The sequence below is a fragment of the Bacillus massilinigeriensis genome, from assembly GCF_900111815.1.
Lineage (GTDB): Bacteria > Bacillota > Bacilli > Bacillales > Cytobacillaceae > Mesobacillus_C > Mesobacillus_C mediterraneensis.
Genome location: NZ_LT630004.1, coordinates 144,742 through 166,135, shown reverse-complemented (window position 1 = coordinate 166,135; position 21,394 = coordinate 144,742). Strand labels below are relative to the sequence as shown.

22 protein-coding genes and 3 pseudogenes are annotated in these 21,394 nt (G+C 45.2%); 13 read left to right on the top strand and 12 right to left on the bottom strand.

Going from position 1 to position 21,394, the window contains the following annotated elements:
- Window positions 1–104: 104 nt before the first annotated feature.
- Window positions 105–716: a peroxiredoxin gene (locus BQ5796_RS00875; RefSeq protein WP_428839281.1), complete on the bottom strand. Its 612-nt coding sequence runs from the start codon at window positions 714–716 to the stop codon at window positions 105–107.
- Window positions 717–862: 146 nt separating this feature from the next.
- On the opposite strand from BQ5796_RS00875, the gene BQ5796_RS18230 reads away from it, so the two are divergent.
- A complete protein-coding gene (locus BQ5796_RS18230; RefSeq protein WP_200792854.1) occupies window positions 863–1,024 on the top strand; it encodes a hypothetical protein in 162 nt (53 codons plus the stop codon).
- A 123-nt stretch (window positions 1,025–1,147) separates the two neighbouring features.
- On the opposite strand, the pseudogene BQ5796_RS17615 reads toward BQ5796_RS18230, so the two are convergent.
- Window positions 1,148–1,465 (bottom strand): annotated as a pseudogene (locus BQ5796_RS17615) (GNAT family N-acetyltransferase); the annotation flags it as partial.
- A gap of 165 nt (window positions 1,466–1,630) precedes the next feature.
- Window positions 1,631–2,062 (bottom strand): annotated as a pseudogene (locus BQ5796_RS17610) (NUDIX hydrolase); the annotation flags it as partial.
- A gap of 257 nt (window positions 2,063–2,319) precedes the next feature.
- Here BQ5796_RS17610 and BQ5796_RS00860 point away from each other — a divergent pair.
- The 7 genes from BQ5796_RS00860 (at window position 2,320) to BQ5796_RS00825 (ending at window position 9,826) form a co-directional block, all read left to right on the top strand.
- Window positions 2,320–4,413 carry a DNA topoisomerase III gene (locus BQ5796_RS00860; RefSeq protein WP_071458542.1) on the top strand — a complete coding sequence of 698 codons (2,094 nt, stop codon included), beginning with the start codon at window positions 2,320–2,322 and terminating at the stop codon, window positions 4,411–4,413.
- A gap of 359 nt (window positions 4,414–4,772) precedes the next feature.
- A complete protein-coding gene (locus tag BQ5796_RS00855) occupies window positions 4,773–6,041 on the top strand; it encodes an MDR family MFS transporter (RefSeq protein ID WP_071458541.1) in 1,269 nt (422 codons plus the stop codon).
- A gap of 56 nt (window positions 6,042–6,097) precedes the next feature.
- On the top strand, window positions 6,098–7,330 hold the full coding sequence (locus BQ5796_RS00850) for an aminopeptidase (RefSeq protein WP_071458540.1): 1,233 nt from the start codon (window positions 6,098–6,100) through the stop codon (window positions 7,328–7,330).
- A 150-nt stretch (window positions 7,331–7,480) separates the two neighbouring features.
- Window positions 7,481–7,753, top strand: coding sequence for an acylphosphatase (locus tag BQ5796_RS00845; RefSeq protein WP_071458539.1), 273 nt, complete (start codon window positions 7,481–7,483; stop codon window positions 7,751–7,753).
- A gap of 86 nt (window positions 7,754–7,839) precedes the next feature.
- Window positions 7,840–8,226, top strand: a complete 387-nt coding sequence (gene mscL, locus BQ5796_RS00840; protein WP_071458538.1) for a large conductance mechanosensitive channel protein MscL — start codon at window positions 7,840–7,842, stop codon at window positions 8,224–8,226.
- A 259-nt stretch (window positions 8,227–8,485) separates the two neighbouring features.
- Window positions 8,486–9,121, top strand: coding sequence for a Bax inhibitor-1/YccA family protein (locus BQ5796_RS00835; RefSeq protein WP_071458537.1), 636 nt, complete (start codon window positions 8,486–8,488; stop codon window positions 9,119–9,121).
- Between the two features lie 372 nt (window positions 9,122–9,493).
- Complete coding sequence (locus BQ5796_RS00825; RefSeq protein WP_071458535.1) at window positions 9,494–9,826, top strand: DUF3243 domain-containing protein; 333 nt, start codon at window positions 9,494–9,496, stop codon at window positions 9,824–9,826.
- A gap of 640 nt (window positions 9,827–10,466) precedes the next feature.
- Here the strand turns inward: BQ5796_RS00825 and BQ5796_RS00815 are convergent.
- The gene (locus tag BQ5796_RS00815; protein ID WP_071461088.1) at window positions 10,467–11,405 is read right to left on the bottom strand and encodes a magnesium transporter CorA family protein; all 939 of its coding nucleotides are present in this window, start codon (window positions 11,403–11,405) and stop codon (window positions 10,467–10,469) included.
- A 340-nt stretch (window positions 11,406–11,745) separates the two neighbouring features.
- On the opposite strand from BQ5796_RS00815, the pseudogene BQ5796_RS18770 reads away from it, so the two are divergent.
- The 4 genes and pseudogenes from BQ5796_RS18770 to BQ5796_RS17215 form a co-directional block, all read left to right on the top strand.
- A pseudogene (locus tag BQ5796_RS18770) lies at window positions 11,746–11,859 on the top strand (hypothetical protein); the annotation flags it as partial.
- Between the two features lie 61 nt (window positions 11,860–11,920).
- On the top strand, window positions 11,921–12,532 hold the full coding sequence (locus BQ5796_RS00805) for a hypothetical protein (protein ID WP_071458532.1): 612 nt from the start codon (window positions 11,921–11,923) through the stop codon (window positions 12,530–12,532).
- Between the two features lie 34 nt (window positions 12,533–12,566).
- A protein-coding gene (locus tag BQ5796_RS17220; protein ID WP_097677971.1) for an IS1182 family transposase occupies window positions 12,567–13,918 on the top strand; the annotation gives its coding sequence in 2 pieces (ribosomal slippage) (window positions 12,567–13,131 and window positions 13,131–13,918; 1,353 coding nt in all).
- Window positions 13,919–14,035: 117 nt separating this feature from the next.
- Window positions 14,036–14,209: a TrkA C-terminal domain-containing protein gene (locus BQ5796_RS17215; RefSeq protein WP_083413005.1), complete on the top strand. Its 174-nt coding sequence runs from the start codon at window positions 14,036–14,038 to the stop codon at window positions 14,207–14,209.
- Between the two features lie 2 nt (window positions 14,210–14,211).
- Here the strand turns inward: BQ5796_RS17215 and BQ5796_RS00790 are convergent, their stop codons facing one another.
- Window positions 14,212–14,676 (bottom strand): DUF1284 domain-containing protein, encoded by a 465-nt coding sequence (locus BQ5796_RS00790; protein ID WP_071458529.1) that lies wholly within the window; start codon window positions 14,674–14,676, stop codon window positions 14,212–14,214.
- A gap of 88 nt (window positions 14,677–14,764) precedes the next feature.
- Entirely contained in the window at window positions 14,765–16,084 is a 1,320-nt protein-coding gene (locus BQ5796_RS00785; protein WP_071458528.1) for an oligosaccharide flippase family protein, read from the bottom strand.
- A 480-nt stretch (window positions 16,085–16,564) separates the two neighbouring features.
- On the opposite strand from BQ5796_RS00785, the gene BQ5796_RS00780 reads away from it, so the two are divergent.
- Complete coding sequence (locus tag BQ5796_RS00780; protein WP_071458527.1) at window positions 16,565–16,774, top strand: hypothetical protein; 210 nt, start codon at window positions 16,565–16,567, stop codon at window positions 16,772–16,774.
- Between the two features lie 189 nt (window positions 16,775–16,963).
- Here BQ5796_RS00780 and BQ5796_RS00775 read toward each other — a convergent pair whose 3' ends face one another.
- The 6 genes from BQ5796_RS00775 to safA form a co-directional block, all read right to left on the bottom strand.
- Window positions 16,964–17,596, bottom strand: a complete 633-nt coding sequence (locus BQ5796_RS00775; protein ID WP_071458526.1) for a response regulator transcription factor — start codon at window positions 17,594–17,596, stop codon at window positions 16,964–16,966.
- Window positions 17,589–18,638 (bottom strand): sensor histidine kinase, encoded by a 1,050-nt coding sequence (locus tag BQ5796_RS00770; protein ID WP_071458525.1) that lies wholly within the window; start codon window positions 18,636–18,638, stop codon window positions 17,589–17,591. The genes BQ5796_RS00775 and BQ5796_RS00770 overlap by 8 nt, the downstream gene beginning before the upstream one ends.
- Window positions 18,635–19,366, bottom strand: a complete 732-nt coding sequence (gene liaF, locus BQ5796_RS00765; protein WP_071458524.1) for a cell wall-active antibiotics response protein LiaF — start codon at window positions 19,364–19,366, stop codon at window positions 18,635–18,637. Before liaF ends, BQ5796_RS00770 begins: the two co-directional genes overlap by 4 nt.
- A gap of 121 nt (window positions 19,367–19,487) precedes the next feature.
- The gene (locus tag BQ5796_RS00760; RefSeq protein WP_071458523.1) at window positions 19,488–20,135 is read right to left on the bottom strand and encodes a PspA/IM30 family protein; all 648 of its coding nucleotides are present in this window, start codon (window positions 20,133–20,135) and stop codon (window positions 19,488–19,490) included.
- Between the two features lie 21 nt (window positions 20,136–20,156).
- Window positions 20,157–20,501, bottom strand: coding sequence for a lmo0954 family membrane protein (locus BQ5796_RS00755; RefSeq protein ID WP_071458522.1), 345 nt, complete (start codon window positions 20,499–20,501; stop codon window positions 20,157–20,159).
- A 260-nt stretch (window positions 20,502–20,761) separates the two neighbouring features.
- Window positions 20,762–21,367 carry a SafA/ExsA family spore coat assembly protein gene (gene safA / locus BQ5796_RS00750; RefSeq protein WP_071458521.1) on the bottom strand — a complete coding sequence of 202 codons (606 nt, stop codon included), beginning with the start codon at window positions 21,365–21,367 and terminating at the stop codon, window positions 20,762–20,764.
- Window positions 21,368–21,394: the final 27 nt, after the last annotated feature.

Sequence of the window (21,394 nt, the reverse complement as noted above, 5' to 3'; positions counted from 1 at the left end):
TAATCTTCACAGCATTTCTTTTTAGGTCCGTGCTCCCCTTATTTTTTCCTCGAAAATAGAAAAAAAGCCCTTTTCCTTCCGAAAGAAAATAGGGCTTTTGTTTTTTATATTTTTCCAATGTCTATGGCTTTTTTCTCTATTCCTGGTTGGCCAGGAACCCAGTTTGCTGGAATGCCTTTTCCTGTTTCTTTTTCATAACGAAAGGCTTGAAGCAGCCTGAGATGCTCTGGGACGTTCCTGCCGATGCCACCAGGATAGATAAGTTTCGCTTGAATGATTTGATCAGGACAAATGATAACAGATGCCCTTAAAGATGCACCGGCTTTTTCGTCCAGCACACGGTATGAACGGCTGATTTCCTGGTTCCTGTCGCTGACAAGCGGGTAGGTAACATTCCTGAGTGACGGGGATGTTTTTTTAAAAACTGCATGGGCATAAATGCTGTCAGTGCTGATGGCCAGCACTTCGGCACCTTCCGATCGAATTTGCGGATAAATAGCGGCGACCGCCGCCAGCTCGGTAGGTCATACAAAGGTAAAATTGCTCGGATAAAAAAACAGGATCAGCCACTTGCCTTTATAATCAGCGAGCTGCAGCCTTGTCAGCATATTATCACCTGAAACGGCTTGAGCCTGGAACAATGGCGCCCTATCCCCTATTGAAGCGTAAAAAGGCTGTCTTGCCATGTTCCGCTGATTTTCGTTCAGAAATCCCATGTGCTCATTCTCCTTTCACAAATTCCATACTTATTACTATGCAAGTGCAGCGGCAACTTTCATGAAGGTGAAGGACGGACATGGATTTTATTGATAGTCAACATCGATTGCGGGAATGCTATTTTCGAGCGAAAGGAGGTAGAGACATGTCACGCGGAACAGGTTTCAACCATAAAAAGAAAGGCCACCCAGGCGAATTCCCTAAAGGGACCATCGTTGAGGGGCGAACAACAGAAGCCCAGGAAGACGAAGAATTTCTCGTCGTTCAGGAAGCCTTCAAAAACAGAGTGGAAGAAGAAGAGAAATAGTAAGACGGTGGGGTTTGGGGCGCGGTGAAGGGCAGTTGTACCGCAATAATGTGAGCCACTAACGCACTGCTGTTTCACCGCGCTGGGGGTCAGGCACACTTCACCGAATTAACGCACCGGGGGTCAGGCACGCTTTAGCTTGGTGAAGTGGACCAATTTGATCCCCGGCCCTACGATTGATTCTCTTTCCAACACATAGCCTAAGCTTTTGTACAGGCATACGGCGGGCTCATTGTCTCTTCCTGTACTGACAGTAAACAGTTCAGCATCAGTCTCCTGATTCTCCAACCATCCCAACAGCTTGCGTGCAATACCTTTCCGAAAGTGTGCCGGAGCAACAACTAACCGATGAATGTCAATTGTTCCTTCTTCCTTCTTATAAGAAAGAACGCCTGCCAACTCGCCTTGATTATAGTATCCTATGAACGTTTGCCCGCACCCCTGCAAATCTTCCAAGCTCTCTTTCAGTGGAGGAATTTCATCTGTGCCAATAAGCTCTGCTTCCAGTCTGTATGCCGCCCGTTGGATAACGAGCACCCTTGCAGCATTCATGATATCCTTTATCGAAAACTGTTTCATTTCAGGAAGCAGATGATATTGAGGCAGTTTGGCCAATATCATCTTGGGATTTCCCTTAAGTAACGGTAATTCTTCTTGAAAAAAGAATTGGAGTCTAAGGCTTTCATCATCATTAATGACAAGATCCCCTTCCCAATCGACAACCCCATATAGCGCAATGCAATTATAGATTTCATCTCCGTTTGGATAACGAAAGAAGTATTCTCCTCCCGATAATAAATCAAGAAACTTTAATTCCTTTGCTATTAAGCCTGTTTCCTCGAAAAGCTCTCGCTTTGCTGTTTCTTCAAGGTTCTCCCCTGGTTCCATTGCGCCGCCAGGCAATCCCCAGTTCCCAGTGTCCGCACGTTGCTGAAGAAGAATCCTGCCCTCCCTATCTATCACTATTAGTGCAGAGCCAGCCAGGATAAATGGTCTTGTCCCAATAAGACTTCTAATCTCCTGTATGTAATCTCCCATAAGTGTCTCCCCCATTCCTATTTACTAGTGTGCCAGCCCGGGATGCCCATACTCATTTGCTAATCGGCAACTTTGCATTAACGCTTTACTCCATTGACGCGTGCCTGACCCCCGGCTGAGTAATTCGTTAAAGCAGTACCACACTAACGTGCCGGGGGTCAGGCACGCTTTAGCGGGGTGCAGGAATACAAATTCGGCTTCTTTTCCATTATACTAGTAAGCGGAGAGCAAAACCGCTGTTATTGAAAGGAGCAAGCATGAAATCATTAGTCCTTGCAGAAAAACCGAGCGTCGCCCGCGAACTTGCGAGAGTCCTCGGCTGCAATCAAAAAAATAAAAGTTATATTGAAGGAAACAACCATATTGTCACATGGGCGCTTGGCCACCTGATCGAGCTCAAAATGCCGGAGCACTACGACTCCAAATATACCACCTGGAGACTCGAAGACCTTCCGATCATTCCGGATAGAATGGGACTCAAAGTCATTAGGCAAACCACTGCGCAATACAAAGCAATTGAAAACCTGACAAAAAGGAAAGATATTAAAGACATCATTATCGCCACTGACGCCGGTCGCGAAGGCGAATTAGTAGCCCGCTGGATTCTCGAGAAGGCGAAATGCAACAAGCCAATCAAACGTCTTTGGATTTCCTCCCAAACCGATAAAGCAATCAAGGACGGCTTTAAGTCTCTTAAACCCGGAAAACAGTTTGACGATCTTTATGAATCCGCTGTATGCCGCGCAGAAGCAGACTGGCTCATCGGCCTGAACGTTTCCCGCGCGCTTACGACCAAGTACAAAGACCCGCTCTCTGCCGGACGCGTCCAGACTCCGACACTTGCCATGATGATCGAACGGGAAAAAGAAATCTCTTCCTTCGTCCCGAAAGAATACTTCACCATTCAAGCTTCTGTTGGTATCCTGTCAGCTGAGTGGGAAAAGAACGGCGAAAAAAGAATCTTCTCTGCTGAGACAGCTGAAAAAATAAAAGGTAAGCTCGAAGGCCAAAAAGCAATATTAACAGAGGTAGCACGCAAAAAGAAAAGCGAGCCCCAGCCGCTGCCTTATGACCTGACAGAGCTTCAGCGAGATGCGAACAAACGGTTCGGCTTTTCAGCTAAAAAAACGCTTAACGTCCTCCAGGGTCTCTATGAGCAGCACAAGCTTGTCACCTACCCTCGGACTGATTCACGCTATCTCACAAAAGATATGGAAGCAACGATGAATGACCGCCTCCAAGCCATTTCATCCGGCTACAAAGACGAGGCTAGACCTGCGCTTGCCAATAAAGGCAAGGTCCTGGCCCGAAGGGTCTTCAACAATGAAAAAGTATCAGACCACCACGCCATCATTCCAACAGAACAGCACTTAAATTTAGGAAAGCTCGAGAATGATGAGCGCAAACTGTATGATCTGATTGTTCGCCGCTTTCTTGCCCTATTCTATCCGGCTTACGAATATGAAACAATCCAAGCCCGATTTGACATTGCCGGCGAAACGCTTAGCGCAAGAGAAACCAATATAGTAGAGCAAGGGTTTAAAACAGTATTGGGCAAGGATGATGACAGCAGCAAGCATCAAAATCTAGGCAACCTAACCAAGGGCAAAGCGTTCAACATCAGCTCTGTCACTGTCAGCAAAAAACTGACAGAGCCGCCAAACCGCTATACCGAAGCAGATATACTTGGAAGAATGGAAAAGTACGGACTCGGAACGCCAGCCACAAGAGCCGATATTATTGAAAAACTAATATCCGCAGAAGCCGTCGAGCGCCAAAACAGCCGCCTATACCCTACTAAAAAAGGGAAACAGCTAATTGATCTGGTAAACGATGAACTTACTTCACCAGAGCTAACAGCTAAATGGGAAAAAGAACTCGAGGAAATCGCCCGCGGCAAAGGTAACCCGAAAGCCTTCAAAGCAAAAATCCGCAAGCAGACAGACCAGCTTGTCTCGGAAATCAAAGCAAGCGACAAATCGTATCGGGCCCATAACCTTACAGGATCAAAATGTCCGGAATGCGGCGAATTCCTGAAAGAACGGAAAACAAAAGAGGGCAAAATCCTCGTTTGTTCCAGCATAGACTGCAGCTTCCGCAAACATAAAGATCCAAAGCTATCCAACAGACGCTGCCCGCAATGTCATAAAAAGATGGAAATTCATAACGGCAAAGCAGGCACCTACTTCCAATGCAGGCGCTGCAATATCGTCGAGAAGGCCGAAGAACGCAAAAAGACCGTATCGAAGCACGAAGAGCGCAAGCTCAAGCAAAAATACAGTCCAAGCCAAGAATCCTTCGGCAACAGCCTTGGAGACCTGCTGAAAGCCGCACTCGAGAAAAAAGAGTAAGGAAACCATCAAACCCGCTCCATATTAGGAAGCGGGTTTGATTTTCTAGCCAAAAACGATCCATCCTTCTTATGAATGAAACCGCCTGCCCAAATAATCATCTCCCCTGCCCTGCTCCCAGCCACCCCTCAGTGCCCCCATCTCTCCCTTTCAAGCATTTTCCCACATTCCGCTCTGTAGCACTTTTCCAAACTAATCACCATTCTCCTCTACCATCACATTCTTACGCCTAACCTCAACCCTCCAACACCAGCCCACCTCTAAGAAAGTTTCGAAACCCTAAAGAATATACTTGTAAGTTTTTCCTGTAAGATAGTATGATAGGATTACTGAAATCGAAGGGGCGAGGAGGGGCTGCGATGCGGATACGTGATTGGGATCGGAATTTAAAAGTACGTCTTTTCGGAGAAGCTTTGATGAACATTACTTTTTGGATGTTCTTCCCGTTTTTGACGATTTATTTTGCCGAGAGCTTTGGGAAAGGGCGCGCTGGGCTTCTGTTGATATTCTCGCAAGTTTTTTCCGTTGCCGCGAACCTGATGGGCGGATATTTTGCGGATACTTTCGGGCGCAAACGGATGATGGTGATCTCCGCCTTTGGGCAGGGTGCTGCTTTCCTCGTTTTCGCGCTTGCCGTATCGCCATGGTTCACGTCTCCGATTACTGGCTTTATTGCATTCGCGATTGTCGGAATTTTCGGATCGATTTACTGGCCTGCCAGCCAGGCGATGATTGCCGATGTTGTCGAGGAAAAAGATCGGAGCAGCGTGTTTGCCGTTTTTTACACGTCCATCAATATTGCGGTTGTCATTGGCCCGATTCTTGGCGCTATTTTTTACGTGAAATACCGCTTTGAACTCCTTGTCGCAGTGGGAATCATCTGCGTTCTCCTTGCTGCCGTTCTCTGGCAATATACAAGGGAAACGCTGCCGAAGCCTTCTCAGGTAAAAAAGAAACAAGAGAAATGGTATTCCTTCATGAAGGAACAGATTTCCGACTATAAAGTCATTGTGAAAGACAGGGTATTCCTGCTGTTTATCCTTGCAGGAGTTCTCGTTGCACAGACATTCATGCAGTTAGACCTCCTCATCCCTGTCTATACGAAGGAAAAAGTCGTAAGCCAGACGCTGTTCGAATTCGGCAACTTCTCCTTCTCGCTCGGTGGAGAGCAGGCATTCGGACTCCTTCTCTCTGAAAATGGATTTTTTGTTGCACTGCTGACTGTTAGTGTAACGAAGTGGATGACGAAGTATCGGGAGCGCAACGTGTTTATCTTATCGTCCGTTATTTATGCTGCTTCTATCATCCTGTTTGGCCAAACATCCTGGATTTGGGGATTAATTGCGGCAATGGGCCTCTTCACCCTTGCCGAGCTGATGACGGCAGGCATGCAGCAAAGCTTCATTTCAAGCCTTGCCCCTGAGCATATGCGTGGGCAGTATTTTGCGGCCGCAAGCCTTCGCTATACGCTTGGAAGGACGATCGCGCCGATTTCCATCCCGCTGACAGTATGGATTGGCTACAGCTGGACGTTTATCATCCTTGCCATTCTTGCGCTCTTTAGCGCCGTATTGTATTGGGTTATGTTCCAGATGCATGAAAAACAAAAAATTTCTTCAGTTGCTTGAAGACCTTCCCAATAGCAGATAGAATATATAAGAAGATTCAGAAAAGGAGAATGTATATGAGTGAATTCCAAACGCAACTTGAAAAGTATGCCGACCTTGCCGTGAAAGTCGGCGTCAATGTTCAGAAAGGCCAGACGCTCGTTGTCAACGCTACTCTTGATGCTCAGAAGCTTGTGCGTCTTATTGTTAAAAAAGCGTATGAAATTGGAGCAAAGAATGTCATTGTCAACTGGAACGATGATAGTGTTACCCGCCTGAAATATGAGCTTGCACCTGATGAGGTTTTCCATGAGTACCCAGAGTTCCGCGCAAAAGAAATTGTCGATCTTGCCGAACAGGGCGCTGCCTTCATGTCGGTCGTCTCTTCAGGCCCTGACCTTTTGAAAGGAATCGACCCTGAGCGTATTTCCAACAATCAAAAAGCCACAGGCACTGCATTAGAACAATTTCGCCAATACATACAGTCAGACAAAGTGAGCTGGACCGTCATCGCAGCTCCTTCTGAAAGCTGGGCGCAAAAAGTATTCCCGGATGCTTCAGCAGATGAAAGCATGCGCCTTTTATGGGAAGCGATTTTCAAAGCGGTACGCGCTGATAAAGAAAACCCTGTGGAAGAGTGGAAAAAGCATGACAGCACCCTTCATGAAAAAGTGGATTATCTCAACAGCAGGCGCTATAAAAAGCTTCACTACCGCGCACCTGGGACTGACTTGACGATTGAACTGCCGGAAAAGCATATATGGGTTGGAGCAGGCAGCGTTAATGAAAAGGGCCATGAATTCATGGCGAACATGCCAACAGAAGAAGTTTTCACCGTTCCGCTGAAAAATGGCGTGAACGGACATGTTTCCAGCACGAAGCCTCTCAGCTATGGCGGCAACATTATTGACCGCTTCGTCCTGACGTTTGAAAATGGCCGAATTACCGATGTCCGCGCAGAGGAAGGCGAAGAAATCCTGAAGCGCCTTGTGGAGACGGATGAAGGATCCCATTACCTCGGTGAAGTAGCACTTGTACCTTATCATTCGCCTATTTCTGAATCAAACATCCTATTTTTCAACACGCTTTTCGATGAAAATGCCTCCAACCATCTGGCAATCGGAAGCTCTTACGCTTTTTGTCTTGAGGGCGGAAAGAAAATGTCAAAAGAAGAGCTGGAGCAGCACGGCTTGAATATAAGCATCACCCACGTTGATTTCATGATCGGGTCGGCAGAGATGGACATTGATGGCATCACGGCTGACGGAAAAGAAGAGCCTGTATTCCGGAACGGAAACTGGGCATTCTAAAATGGAAGCTATCTTCAAGGGGGCAGCTGGATGACAGCTGCCTTTTTACCATTCATGGCGGGATTTTCAACTATACGCACATATTCTTTGTTGATATAATGAAAACAAATAGGTACAATTTCTTACCGAAAAGATTCTGGAGGCGACATCTTGATTCAGTTACAGATTCTTGTATCAGGAAAAGTTCAAGGAGTAGGCTACAGGTACTACGCCCAAATGAAAGCCATCCAATATGGCATTAACGGCTGGGTTATGAACCAGGGAGACGATGCTGTCAAAATTGTAGCAACGGGGACTAAAGCTGATTTGGAGCAGTATATGGAGGAGCTCCGCAGGGGTAATCCATTTTCGAGAGTTGATCGTCTCGAATACCACGAATGCGAACACCATGATGATTGGCAATCGTTCACCATTAAATACTGATTGAAGGCTAATTTACTGCCTTCAATTTTTTGAACCTCCGGATAATACTTTAACAACCTTGCAAACACTACTAGGAGGAATTATCAATGTGGAATGATTTTAAAAAGTTTGCACTTAAAGGGAATGTGCTGGACCTGGCTGTCGGTGTCATCATCGGCGGTGCGTTCGGAAAAATCGTCACATCGCTTGTCAATGACATCATCATGCCGCTTGTCGGCATCCTACTCGGAGGCATCAATGTTTCCGGCCTTTCGTACACCTTTATGAAGGCAGAAATTAAGTATGGGTTATTCTTTCAAAACATCTTTAATTTTTTCATTATTTCATTTTCAATTTTTCTTTTTATCCGCTTGATCAGCTCTTTCAGGCATAAAGAAGAAGTACAAGAGGAAATCCGCGCTGATGTGAAAGAAGATTTGTTAAGGGAAATCCGCGACCTTCTCAAGGAAAAAGAAATAAAAGAGACAACATAAGGAGATAACCTAACCGGGTGCCTTGCAATGCATTCATATACGTCTCAAACCCGAAGCTGACAGCCAGGGCGGTAATCAGGATGCCGGTAATGATAATCAGCTGTTTCATGTCTTTCAGGTGGCCGGCTTTCGATCTTTCCTACGCGTCCTGCTTTTTCCGGATATGAAAAGTAAAACCAGCAGGCATAGTAAAAAGTTGAAACCCTTTCCGTTCGGGACCGTATTATATAACACTAACCATCAAGAGGTGGTCCATTACATGTACTCACACGCTGAAAATCCCTTTATGCCGTCGGTCATCAGAACGTTCGCCTTATCGCTCGCTATCTCTTTCATCGGAATGGCATGCGGCATTTTCATTCCTCCTGCACTCTTCATGCCACTCGCCATCTTAGAGATGGCCATGCTAATCGGGGCGTTTTTCCTCCGCAGGAAAAAGAGCATAGGCTATACATTCCTGTATGTATTTACCTTTATTTCCGGCATCACAACCTACCCGATTATTGCCTATTACACCGCAGCTTCTGGAGCCAATGTTGTCTTGATGGCACTCGGCACCACGACCGTCGTTTTTTCCGGCATTGCCGTATATGCGACTAAAACAAAGCGTGACTTCAGCTTCATGCGCGGATTCCTGCTTGCAGCACTTCTAGCGCTGATTGCTATTTCGATTTTCAATCTGTTCATGCCGCTTTCATCATCGGGCATGCTCGCATTCTCTTTCGTTGGCGTTCTCGTATTCAGCGGCTATGTACTCTATGATTTCAACATGATGAAGCGCTATGGTGTCAGTGCGGAAGAAGTGCCGCTAATGGCGCTTAACCTGTATCTAGATTTCATCAACTTGTTCATCAGCCTGCTACGAATCTTTGGTATTCTTTCAAGCGACGATTGATTTCCAAGTTTTACAACGGTTTATTTTTTCACAGCCGGGTAAAGAAAAAGTGCAAGGCCAATATAACATGAAGGGACTGGTTCAAGTTGAAGAACATAGCGACTTCTGACTCTGTCATTGGCATTGCGAACGGAGGGAGTTTTGCCGAAATGGCAAAAGGGACGCTCGTCCTGAACCGATATATTTAGAATCGGTTCATCCAAGTGTCACACTCCCCTCTCCCTGACCGTTAGAAAATAGCGGACTGAAAGAAGGTACGGGCCAAGCGGCCTGTACCTTCTTTCATTTCCTCCGATGTGCTGCCGCTTGTTTAAGCTTGCTGATAGTGGGCTATTTAATAGACATAACGGTAAATCAAAGGAGGAGAAAACAATGGAAAAAGATCATATGATAGAGAAAAACGGAGCAGTGAATACAAATAAAGTAGAAGAAACAATGGATAGAATGGATAGTTCACGTGCGGACGATATTCTCGGCAACTTCGAAGAGTTTAAATCGTATCTTCATAAGCGAATCCAGCTCGGAAAGACAGCAGGCCTCAACGAAGAGCAGCTTGCGTCTGCCGCACAAAAAATCGCTGACTATCTCGCTGAAAAAGTAGAGCCGCGCAACCGCGAAGAACAGCTTCTGCGAGAGCTATGGAAAGTCGGCACCGAAGAAGAACAGCACAAGCTTGCACACATGCTTGTGAAACTGGCTGAATAACGAAAAATGGCATATCCCTGCAATCATGCTTGTGAAATTTTTCAAATAAAGAAAAATAGGACAACCTTGCTTATAGGTTAGGAAACTAATAAAGCCTCCGCCCTTTTGAGCGGAGGCCTTTCATCGTGTTATCTGGAATTTAATGTATGCTACTGTAGATATTTCTCCGATTACCGTAGATAAAAAGGCATTTACCGTAGATAAATTGAGGTTTACCGTAGATAACCGGGCCATTACGGTAGATACCGTCTTTGCAGGTGTATGATACTTTGCATTTTGTAATGATGAAACCAATTACAGAGGACATTCTTATGCAAAATAGCGGCTACCTGCTCTTAAATGTCTACTTTTTCCTGAGAAAAACATTGCAAAATGACAATTTTTAAGGTTTTGGGCGATGAAGACCGGGCTGGGAATTGGCAGGAGTGTACACACTGAAAAAAACGGTAAAATCAGACCAGAATTTCCGATTTATCTCATCAGGAAGCCCGGAGACTTCTGCGGGAGCATGGGACAGGGAAGACACCGCCAAACGCATCCGTTCATGCTTTCCAACGGGCCACCCGCGGAAGAGGAAGCGCTTAGAATGGAAATCCACATGCACATCTATCATCTAAGTCACCCACTCCAAGCGATTTTTTTATTCAAAGAACGAATTTTTCTTTTTCCCTTTCAGAATATCCCCCATCCAGCCTTTCATTTTCAGGTAAACATACAGGCCAAGAGTGGACACGATAATAAGGATAAGCGCGTACAAATAGCCATATTTCCAGCCAAGCTCCGGCATGATTTTGAAGTTCATTCCCCAAAGCGCGCCCCATGCCATGACTGGCGTGAACATGATTGTCATGACGGTCAACGTCTTCATGATTTCATTTCCTCTATGCGAGGAAACAACTTCCTCCAGGTCAATCAATGTATCAATTTCCTGCTGATATTCTTGGATGACAATTCTTCCTCTTGTCATTCTCCGTGTCGCCCGCTTGAACTCCGGGCCTTCTTTGATTTCATCGCCAAAGGCTTCTTCCATGGCAAACTTCAATTCAGTGATGGGAATCATCAAGTTTTTCCATATGAGAAGTTCATGCCGATTATCATAAATGCGCTCAAGGATTTTAAGATTGTTTTGTTTTTTTACTTTCCAGAGAAGATCGTGCAGCCTGTCCTCGAACAAGTCGATTCGATTAAGATAGTCGTTCAATATTTCCCCAATCAGCACAAAAAAACCTTCCACCGCATTATCTGCGTGGTCCATCTGCTTTTTCACTTCTTCAAAATCGCTTTGTGCAAGAAGCGGAGGCTTAAAATCAACGGTGACAAAAAACTCCTTCGTCAGATAAAAATGAAACAGATTGTAGTCTTCCCGGCTTTCAACATCCTGCTGGTACACAAGCGAGCCCCAGATGAACTCTTCCCCTTCCGTCCTGGCATCCACTCTAATAGAGTTGGATTTTTTATGTTCCATTTCTTTGACCCACATGCCGCATCCTGGATGTTTTTGCGTCAAAGGTATGATTTCGTCGATATTATTGATTGATACTTGATACCATTTCCACTTGCCTTCATTAAATGTATTCATGTCCCTCACTACTTTTCATTAATTTCTTCTTCTATTCCCCTGAAGATGGAGTTGCTAACATTTACTTTTTTAAAGGTTCATGTTTCTCTTCCCCCGCTTTAGGGTAAATTTAATGTACAGCAAGTGGAACGAAATATACCTGAATATCGGGCAAACATAAAAGGAGGACTAAACGATGCAAGCAAAATCAATGAAACCATATGTACTTCTCGGTGTTGGCGCTGCAGCAGTATGGATGGCTATGAAGCCAAAGGAAAACGTGGAAAAGTTGAAAAAGGTGGCTACAAACGCCAAAGACAAAGTCATGACGATGAAATCGAGAGGAAAAGAAGATGTCCTTCCTGTCCAAAAAGCAGGCAACCCGGATCCGCATGATGTAGAAGACAACAAAATGGTCAGCGAAGGTTCGATGTACGGCGTTAACTATTACAATGAAAATCTTCAGCAAAAATAACCTTCCAGCCTTGGGGTTCCTCCCCGGGCTTCTTTTGTCTTGATGAAATGGAGGAAATTTTATGGGCTTTTTATTTATCCTCATTTACCTTGGAATTGTCTTCGCCGTAATCGAAATAAATGTCATTCTTTTCATCGCGACAGGTCTTGACCATCATGTGGCAAGATTCCAGGTGATTTCCATGCTGACAGGTACGGGATTTACGACAGGCGAGTCGGAATTAATCATTGACCATCCATTCAGAAGGCGGCTTGGTGCCTTCCTTATCCTATTCGGCGCTTTTTCCCTCGCTGTCATTATTTCCGCGATTTCTTCCCTCTTATCAGATAACTTTTTCGCCACGGAAATCGGCTATATCGCCGCGGCGCTTCTGGTTATCACCCTGTTTATGAAAACTCCTTTTGTGAAAAAAAAGCTTGGGAAGCATTTGAAAGGGGAACTGAAGAAAAATTATAATATTGCCGATCTCCCTGTTTCCGATGTGATTCTTTTTAGTGAGAAGGATGAAATTGCCGAGCTGTCCATTCCGGAAAAATCCGACCTTGCCGGTAAAACGTTCCGGAAGCTCATTGAAGAAAATCAGGACATAAACGTCCTCAGGCTGTCGAGAAACTCTCGACAGCCTAATTTTTATCCGATTTCTTTATTCATTCACCGCGTTAATTTGATATAATATTATTAATATGACACTTAGGATGGTGGATGCGATGTTCAAACCGAAAAGGGAATTACAAGGAGAAGCAGAATTTGTTTTAATTGAGGATTTGGTTCCCCAGGATCACTTTTTAAGAAAGGTGGACCAGTACATAGACTTTTCTTTTATCGGGGAGAAATTGCGTCCTTATTATTCCGAGAGTACCGGGCGTCCTTCGGATCCACTAGTTCTATTTAAAATGATGTTTATTGGTTATTTTTATGGCATCCGTTCGGAACGCCGATTAGAACGGGAAGTGCAAACAAATGTAGCCTATCGATGGTTTCTTGGCTTGAAGCTCAATGATCCTGTGCCGGACCACTCGACCATCAGTTGGAATAGAAGAACCCGTTTTAAAGATACGAATATCTTTCAAGAAATTTTTGATGAGATTGTCCTGTTAGCCATGAATCATAAAATGGTTGGTGGAAGAGTTCTGTTTACTGACTCTACTCACCTTAAAGCGAATGCCAATAAGCACAAGTTTACACGGGAAGAAGTCGAAGTGGAGACTCGGGAATACATAGAAGAACTCAATAGAGCTGTGGAAGAGGATAGATTCCAACACGGAAAAAAGCACTAAAAGAAAGAGAGGAGGTGACAGAGACCAAACAAATTCGAAAAAGCACAACCGATCCAGATTGTGGCTTCATGTCCAGGGAAAATAAGCAGGAGATGTTCTGTTATCTTGATCATCGAACAACCGATATGAAGTTCAATATCATTACTGATGCTTATGTTACTCCGGGAAATGTCCATGACTCTGTCCCTTATCTTTCTAGGCTTGACCGTCAGATGGATCGTTTTGGATTTAAGGTAGAAGCAGTGGCACTCGACTCAGGATATTTAACAAATCCAATTTGTAAAGGACTTCATGACCGTAAGGTTTTTGGAGTGATCGCCCATCGTAGATACCAGCCGACAAAAGGACTTTTTCCTAAATGGAAGTTTACCTATCATAAAGAGAAAGATGTTTACATTTGTCCAAATGGACAGGAGTTAGTTTATCGTACAACGACAAGAGAAGGTTACCGTGAATATAAGTCAGATCCAAAGAGATGTTCCGAATGCCCCCTCCTAAAGGAGTGTACCCGATCAAGGAATACACAAAAGATCGTTACGCGCCATGTGTGGGAAGAATTCAAGGAGAAGGTTCGTCAAAACAGGCTCTCCCTCTCTGGAAAGATGCTTTATAAGTTCAGAAAAGAAAAAGTAGAGCGAAGCTTCGCAGATTCAAAAGAACTGCATGGGCTTCGCTATTGCCGGTTACGGGGATTGCACAATGCGAGTGAGCAGGTCCTACTCACTGCAGCGTGCCAGAATATAAAAAAGATCGTCACACACCTAGCAAGGCTAGGAAAGTGAGTGGCGATCTTTGTTTTTTTATGAAAAGGAGATATTAAACAGTAAAAAAGCTAAATGGAATTAAAATAAAAAAGCTTGTGGAAGAAATAAAGGTGCCTTTCTCCACAAGCTGAGGACATAAACGTCCTTTTCATTCGGCGCGGAGACGTAAAAGTGCGGAAAAATGCTTACGACACAGAGCTCCATCCCGGGGATAGAGCTGTTGTGTACGGTAATACGGAACAAATCAGAGCCATTTTTCCTGAAGAAATCCTTCGGCAGCAGGTCGGGGATGATGAAAATCCTTATTAAATTTATTTTTTAGAAGTCTGCAGTGCAGGCTTTTTTTTCGGTTCATCGATATCTTTTTTTCTTAAATTGGCGATTCCTTCTTTGCAGACACCGTAGGAGAGCCATGAGCAGTTGGCGCAAAGAGTGTCGAGGTCATCCGGGACGACCTTTTCGGCGGTGAGTTTTAATATGTCCGACTTCAGGTATTGTTGGCCATGCTGCAGTCCCAAATGGCGCAGCACCTTGGCGTCCATGCCCAGCACATGTTCGTTGGCCCCCTCCCCCGCCTCGCATTCAGCAGCACCTTTATGCGGGCACGCCATGCATGCATCGTCGAAAGCTTCGACAGTCGTGATAAAAAAATCCTTTTTCTCGTCTCTAATATCCTTGACGATGGAAGCCATTTTTTCAATAAAAGCTGGGCTGTAGCCCATTCCCCTGAAGCCGTGTACACATAAGAGGTGATGGCCGCGCAAAACTTTATCCATCGTTTCCCCCCTGTTCTTAGTCATTTAGTCATTAAGATAACATTCGCCACTCGGTGGCAAAATCCTTTTTCGTGAGTATTTTTGAATCCTATTTTTCCAGCTGCATGAGCGTCCAAGACACCCCGATTTTTTTACAAATGGTGAGATAGTGCATCATCGCGAGCAGGACTGTTCCAGCATTCATTCCGATAATGATGCCGGACATCTGCCATTCAGGTCTGGAGCCAAGAAAGAAAATAATCAAAAAAGTAATGGCTGTCGTCCAGAAGGTGTGGTAGAAAGCATCCTTAACGAGCCCGAGACCGATGAGAAAGGCCTGCATGGGAATGATGAAATAATGAAGCAAAAAGTACGGCCAAAGGAGCTGCACGTAGTAGGCTGCATCGTCGGAGTGGAAAAACAGGGAAGTAAGCGGACCAGCGAAAAAGTAGACAGCTGCAACAGCAGGTATACCGTATAGCGCTGTCAATAGCATGACTTGCTGGAGCAATTGGTTGAGCTGCAAGCGGTTAGCGCCTGCCTGCATTTTAGCCACTGCCGGGATGAGGACAACCATGAAGGAATGGGCAATGAAGGCCGGGAAAGTGCCAATGGTCATGGCGACCCCCGCCACCATGCCGAATTGCTCTGTCGCGGTGTCCATCGGTACGCCCGACTTGATGAGCGCCCATTTTATCAGGAAAGGCTGTGCTGCATGTGCTAGAGCATGGAAAAGTCTTAATGCAGTGGAAGGTATCGAAACAGAAGCCAGGCTCCGCCTTACATCGCCTGCTGACAAACGCTCGCCAGTCATGCGTTTGATTTCCTGATAGGAAATAATAAATGCATAAACGAAATAAAGGAAAACAGCTACTTCGCTTGCGGCAAGCGTACAAAAGGCAATGAGCAGCGCGACCGGCCTTTCGAAGTCGAGCACTTGGTACACAGAGGCGAGCAAAAGCATTTGGACGATGCGCCGCATAAGATGCGAGACTGCAATTTTTCCAGTGTGCTCTCTGCCCATGAAGTAGCCTCGGGCAATTGCAGAAAAGGACACTAGTGGAATGAGCAGCAGCACGATATATTTCAAAATTGGATGGGATTCGCGGAACACTGGAATGAATGGAATAGTCATCGCAGCAATGATAAGCAGGCAAATGCTGAATATGACCGTCATGCGGAAAGCGTGTTTAATGAGACTGCGATGATATTTTTTGTCGCGTTCGGCTACAAGCTTAGAAAGCGATGCGGGCAATTCGAAGCTCGCCAGCATCATGATTAGGAAAATGGATGGAAGGATAGTCATATACTGGCCGATTCCGCTTTCGCCAAGCTCCCTTGCCAGGATCATATTGATCAAGAACTCGGCACACTCGCCAAGGAACATTGCGAGAACCAAGACTGCCATCCCTTTCAGTAAATTTTTCATAAACGCTCCCCTTTGTGTGTCTTGCAGTGCTTTTCTATATCTATGAGACAACCTGGGGAAATATTAATAAGTGTGGGGAATGGTTAGTTGGATTGGGGAGGATGTAGGCGCGCTGGCTGTGGCCGCGCTGGATGTGGCGAAGGACAGGTGTGGGCAAGGGTTTTGGGAGTAGTGCAGTGGGTGATGGATAGAGGTTCGGTTGGGTTGAGTTCAGTTCGGTTGAGTTCAGTTTGGTTGAGTTCAGTTTGGTTGAGTTCAGTTCGGTTGAGTTCAGTTCGGTTGAGTTCAGTTTGGTTGAGTTCAGTCTGGTTGAGTTCGGAATTACTTTCGGGCCGTGAATGGTATGAAGATGGAAATAGGTTAGAATTTTGCTGTCCAAATGCACCCTACAACTCCCGATAATTGGAAGTGTTATCATTTTCATAAACTGTTTATGACAGGCATTTAAGCGGGTAATGGGAGAATAAAGGAGTGGGTTGCATGCATAAATGTTTAACGCTTTCTGATTATCAGCTCTGGATGTGCGACCAAATAAAGGAGCATTTAAATAAACAGCAAACTATAACGGAAACTAAATTCAAATCCGAGCTGGTGCAAGAATTTAAGGAACGAGAAGTAATCAATATAGCGCTAAGCGAAATGCTTGTGCGCCTAGACAAGTACGACCCCCGGATGAGGCGATTAACTTAAGAAAGCCCGGGGGTTTTTATAGGTAATCGGGATGGTACAGTGTTTTGTGTTGCAGTGTGGTGATGTAATAAAGCAAGGAATGGTTAGAAGCAATGACCCCATGGCGCTTTATCCTATCACCGCGCCGGGGGTCAGGAACGCTGCGTTGCTTTATTGCTTCACCACGCCGGGGGTCAGGCACGCTTGCCTTTATTTGGCCAGTCTGTGCTTGAATGCGTAAATGACGGCTTGGGTACGGTCTTGTACGTTCAGCTTGCTCAGGATGTTGCTGACATGGGTTTTCACTGTTTTCAGTGCGATGAACAGCTCGTCGGCGATTTCCTGATTCGCCTTTCCCTCCGCAATCAGCAGCAGGACTTCCATTTCACGTTCTGTCAGTTCTTCGTGCGGGAGCATTTCATTCCTCTTCCGCATCTTTCGCATCATTTTCCCGGTCACTTCCGGCTCGAGTACAGGCTGACCATGATAGGTCGTTCTAATGGCATTAGCAATTTCACTCGCCTTAGAAGTTTTCAGCATATAGCTTGTCGCGCCAGCCTCAAGTGCGGGGTATACTTTTTCATCATCCAAAAAGCTTGTCACGACGATAATCTTTGCTTCAGGCCACTCCTCGATAATTCGCCTCGTCGCCTCAATTCCGTCCATTTCTTTCATGACAAGATCCATCAGAATAATATCCGGTCTTAATTTTAAAGCCATTTCCACACCGGTCCGTCCATTGTCCGCTTCCCCAATCACTTCAATATCAGGCTGGGCAGATAAATAGGAAGATACGCCGATACGAACCATCTCATGATCATCGACAAAAACCACTTTAATCATTTTTATCACCTGCTGTATGCAAGATAGGCACCTTTACCTCAAGCTTGGTGCCTTTGTTTTTCACACTGACAATCTTCAGCGTGCCGCCTATTTCTCCAGCACGTTCGTACATATTCTGTAAACCATAAGAGCCCGCTTTCCCGTTTTCCGGCTCGAAACCGACACCATCATCTGTGACGCGCAATATCACCAGGTCATCCCTTTTTACAAGGAGGACGTCCAGCTCATCTGCTTTGGAATGTCGCAATGTATTTGATACACCTTCCTGCAATATGCGAAAAAGGTGATCCTCCACACCTTTATCTAGCGGGAAGGATTCCACTTTCCAGGAAATCTTCATAGATACCTTTTGCTGCAGCTCCATCAACAGATCATCCATTCCCTCCTGCAGGCTCTTTCCCTTGAGCGCCGCTGGGCGGAGATGCAATAAGAGCGCCCTCATTTCAAGCTGAGACTGCTGAACCATCTCTTCCACCATTTTAAGCTGTTTTGCTTGAAGGTTATCCTCCCCTCCTTCATTTTGCTCGTTGATCGCAGACATCATCATCGAAGCCGCAAAAAGCTGCTGGCTCACGGAATCATGCAGCTCGCGTGCCAGCCGATTCCGCTCCTGTGAAATGATTTCCTGGATTCTCACCTCCTGCTCCTCCGCTTTTTCCGTTGCGAGGCGCTGAGAGAGCTTCGCTTTATCAGAGATTTGCTTCTGGAGCCTGCCAATCCGCTCAAATATGTTGGTTACTTCCTGAAGCATAGCGACATCTTCCTGATGTGAAGATTTTCCTTCTTCCAGACTAAAAAGCCATTGGTCAATTTTTTGGTACTGTCGGTAATGGAAAAAGCCTGAAAACAACCCGTGCAGCAATCCAATCATGATGCTGACGGAGGCGGTGAACAGGATAAAGGGAATATCGAACACCTCCTGTTCCCATAAATCACCGATGGTTTTTAGCGGAAAAACATAGATATAGGTTCCCGTCAGAAAAAGGAGGAACAGGACGCTTACGAATATTCCGCCGATAGCCTGCCGCAAAATGCTATTCATATCCTTTTCACCTCTAAGTCCCCAACTATCATGGATGTTACAATCTTAATCCTCTGTGGAGCTCCATCATAATCAGGAGTCTTAAGAAGGCGATTCTGGTTAAAAATTTTTCCATCATGATGGTCGAGCGCATCGATCGAGCCTGCAAGTGTTGCTTGGCTGATGCATACTTCTATATCATATGGGATAAAAACTTTAATGCTTCCAATGAGGCTACGGATATAGACAACCGATTCACCCTTTGGCAGGACTGTATAACTAAAATCAATAATGCTGTCACCGATACCAGTAAAAATGTTGATATCGTTCCATTCATAAACATGGCTTTGTGTCTGTTGGTGTCCAAACAACTGGTTTTGAAAAAGCGGCTTTTTTACCACGATTGTTGTTTGTGACGATTCTTCTTTTGGCTGTATGAATACTGGTGTGATCTTTTGCGGATTTTTCTTTGATTGGGCAAATTCGATAATTAAATATAAAAGGAAAGCGAACAGGAAAAATCGAAATATCATCATGCCGAGGATGCTGCTTGCTAAAATAAGCAGCCCGATCCAAAATAGCAGCTTTCCGAACTTGCGAGGCATCTTTTTCCAACCAAAATAAGCCATTGCACCGGAAATAGGAAGGGAGAAAATCAGTCCTTGGTTAAAGAAAGCAATCTCAAGCAGCAGAAGAACAATGCTGATAATCACAATCCAGCCTATATAGTCTTTTTTATTTTTAAGCATGTCCATCCCCGCTTTCTTTCTTGATTGCTGTCATAGCTCTATGAAGGATCCGGCAATTTTTTGAATGATTCAAGAGGCGCGGAAGAATTTCTGCGCCTCTCTTTAGGATACCACGTTGTGTTTAGGAAATAGTATGGGTTTCCTGATTTTTTTGTTCTTTTTCGAGCTGGGCGATGCGGCTGTCGATGGTGGAGTGCATATAGTTTCGGTCCGCTTCCTGTTCAAGCCGTTCGAGGTATTCGTCGATTTCAGCAAATCTGGAGCCGGCGGTTTCTTCATATTTATCAGTATGAATCACCATGTCCATCCTGCGATTTGCCTTTGTAGCATTTTCTTTTCCCATTAACTCAAGCCTTCTGATATGCATATCTTTTAACTTGTGCTTCATTTCTTCGTATTTTTGCTCCAATTCGGAAATCTGGGCTTTCACCTCTGAAAGCGACGCGCGCAGACGCTCCGTTCTTTGTTCATACTGTGCTTGCTCTAAGGTGGCGAAGGATTGGAGCTGTGCCTCACCAGCCGCTGCGGCAATGTCTGCTTGACGTTTGCGTTTTTCAGCCATGTTAGCTGCAAGTTTGAGTTCCTTTTCGAACTGTACGTGAAGCTGGCGATGGCGTTCAATCAGCTTTTTCACCTTATCTGTTTCCCGTTCGCAATCGCGCAAATACTGATTAAGAAGACCAATCGGGTTTTGTTTTTCCTTTTTTTCCAAAGCCTCGTGAAGATCTGCCATAACGATATTTTTCATACGGTTAATGAAGTTGTTCATGTCTATCCTCTCCTTTTTCTTTTACTTGTTTAGTTCAGCCCATTGCTTTTCAAAATTGTCGAACGGATCGTTGTCTTCTTTAAAATCGAATGTTTTCGGCTCAGACCATTTTTTATAGACGAGATAGAGTACCGCTGCTCCCGCCAGGCCAAAAAATGCGGGTACGTTGCCGATGGCTGTTGACAGGATGACCAGACCGAGGATGGCCCACATGACTTTTTTGAAGGTGCTGCCCGCTTTCAGGAACTGTTTCAGCACAAGGTACATTAATACGATGCTGATGGCCAACCCGATTAGCGAGCCGATGTTGGCGATCAAGACAATGGCCGCGATACCTCCTGCTACCAGCAAACCAAATTTTTTCATGTTCGCTCCCTCCTTTCTTGATTCCATCATACCCCGCGGCCAAAAAAGCCATAACGACCCCACGCTTGATTTCACACTAAGACCTGCGACCGATTCCCCATAGGACCAAATGGCGCTTTACTTAAATAAAGCGTGCCTGACCCCCGGTGCGGTGGTGCGGTGCTCTGGTGCTGCGTGCCTGACCCCCGGTGTAGTAGTGCGGTAAAGCAACAAAAATAGCGAAGAGGCCGGCGATTTCGCCGGCCTCTTCCTGTAGCAGTTTATTTCGAGATAAACATTTGAGTCCAATAGTGCCCGTAAGAGCCGCCTGAAGCATATCCTACACCAATATGCGTATAGTTCGCATTGAGAATGTTGGCACGGTGCCCTGGACTGTTCATCCAGGCCCTTACTACCTCTTGAGGTGTCCGTTGACCAGCAGCAATGTTTTCTCCAGCGCTTCTGTAGTTGATTCCAAAGTTCTTCATCATATTAAAAGGGCTGCCATATGTCGGGCTCGTATGGGAGAAATAATTTTTATCCCTCATATCAATAGATTTGTACCTTGCAACTCTGGATACTTGCCAATCTGCAGCTAGCGGCTTGAGTCCATTCTTAGCTCTCTCCTGATTTGTCAGCTGAATCACCTGATATTCCACATTTTTAGATGCACTGACTTCAGGTATCGTCAACTTTTGCCCTGGATAAATTAGAGCGGGATTCCTAATTTGCCTATTTGCATTAATAATTTCCGAAAGCCCTACCTCATACCTTACAGAAATTTTCCACATTGTATCTCCCGGCTGTACTGTATAAACCTGCTGTGCAAAGGAAATGGTAGGAAGCAACAACAAAACAGCCAAGGTAAAAAACATCTTTTTCAACATTTTCTCAATCCTCCTCCCAAATTAGGA

Coding starts and splice junctions, on each gene's coding strand:
- BQ5796_RS00780 (WP_071458527.1), top strand. CDS start 16,565: ATGCATAAATGTTTAACGCTTTCTGATTATCAGCTCTGGATGTGCGAC.
- BQ5796_RS00790 (WP_071458529.1), bottom strand. CDS start 14,676: ATGGATAAAGTTTTGCGCGGCCATCACCTCTTATGTGTACACGGCTTC.
- BQ5796_RS18230 (WP_200792854.1), top strand. CDS start 863: ATGTCACGCGGAACAGGTTTCAACCATAAAAAGAAAGGCCACCCAGGC.
- BQ5796_RS00835 (WP_071458537.1), top strand. CDS start 8,486: ATGTACTCACACGCTGAAAATCCCTTTATGCCGTCGGTCATCAGAACG.
- BQ5796_RS00760 (WP_071458523.1), bottom strand. CDS start 20,135: ATGAACAACTTCATTAACCGTATGAAAAATATCGTTATGGCAGATCTT.
- BQ5796_RS00860 (WP_071458542.1), top strand. CDS start 2,320: ATGAAATCATTAGTCCTTGCAGAAAAACCGAGCGTCGCCCGCGAACTT.
- BQ5796_RS00775 (WP_071458526.1), bottom strand. CDS start 17,596: ATGATTAAAGTGGTTTTTGTCGATGATCATGAGATGGTTCGTATCGGC.
- BQ5796_RS00755 (WP_071458522.1), bottom strand. CDS start 20,501: ATGAAAAAATTTGGTTTGCTGGTAGCAGGAGGTATCGCGGCCATTGTC.
- BQ5796_RS00855 (WP_071458541.1), top strand. CDS start 4,773: ATGCGGATACGTGATTGGGATCGGAATTTAAAAGTACGTCTTTTCGGA.
- mscL (WP_071458538.1), top strand. CDS start 7,840: ATGTGGAATGATTTTAAAAAGTTTGCACTTAAAGGGAATGTGCTGGAC.
- safA (WP_071458521.1), bottom strand. CDS start 21,367: ATGTTGAAAAAGATGTTTTTTACCTTGGCTGTTTTGTTGTTGCTTCCT.
- liaF (WP_071458524.1), bottom strand. CDS start 19,366: ATGCTTAAAAATAAAAAAGACTATATAGGCTGGATTGTGATTATCAGC.
- BQ5796_RS00815 (WP_071461088.1), bottom strand. CDS start 11,405: ATGAATACATTTAATGAAGGCAAGTGGAAATGGTATCAAGTATCAATC.
- BQ5796_RS00850 (WP_071458540.1), top strand. CDS start 6,098: ATGAGTGAATTCCAAACGCAACTTGAAAAGTATGCCGACCTTGCCGTG.
- BQ5796_RS00825 (WP_071458535.1), top strand. CDS start 9,494: ATGGAAAAAGATCATATGATAGAGAAAAACGGAGCAGTGAATACAAAT.
- BQ5796_RS00785 (WP_071458528.1), bottom strand. CDS start 16,084: ATGAAAAATTTACTGAAAGGGATGGCAGTCTTGGTTCTCGCAATGTTC.
- BQ5796_RS00805 (WP_071458532.1), top strand. CDS start 11,921: ATGGGCTTTTTATTTATCCTCATTTACCTTGGAATTGTCTTCGCCGTA.
- BQ5796_RS00770 (WP_071458525.1), bottom strand. CDS start 18,638: ATGAATAGCATTTTGCGGCAGGCTATCGGCGGAATATTCGTAAGCGTC.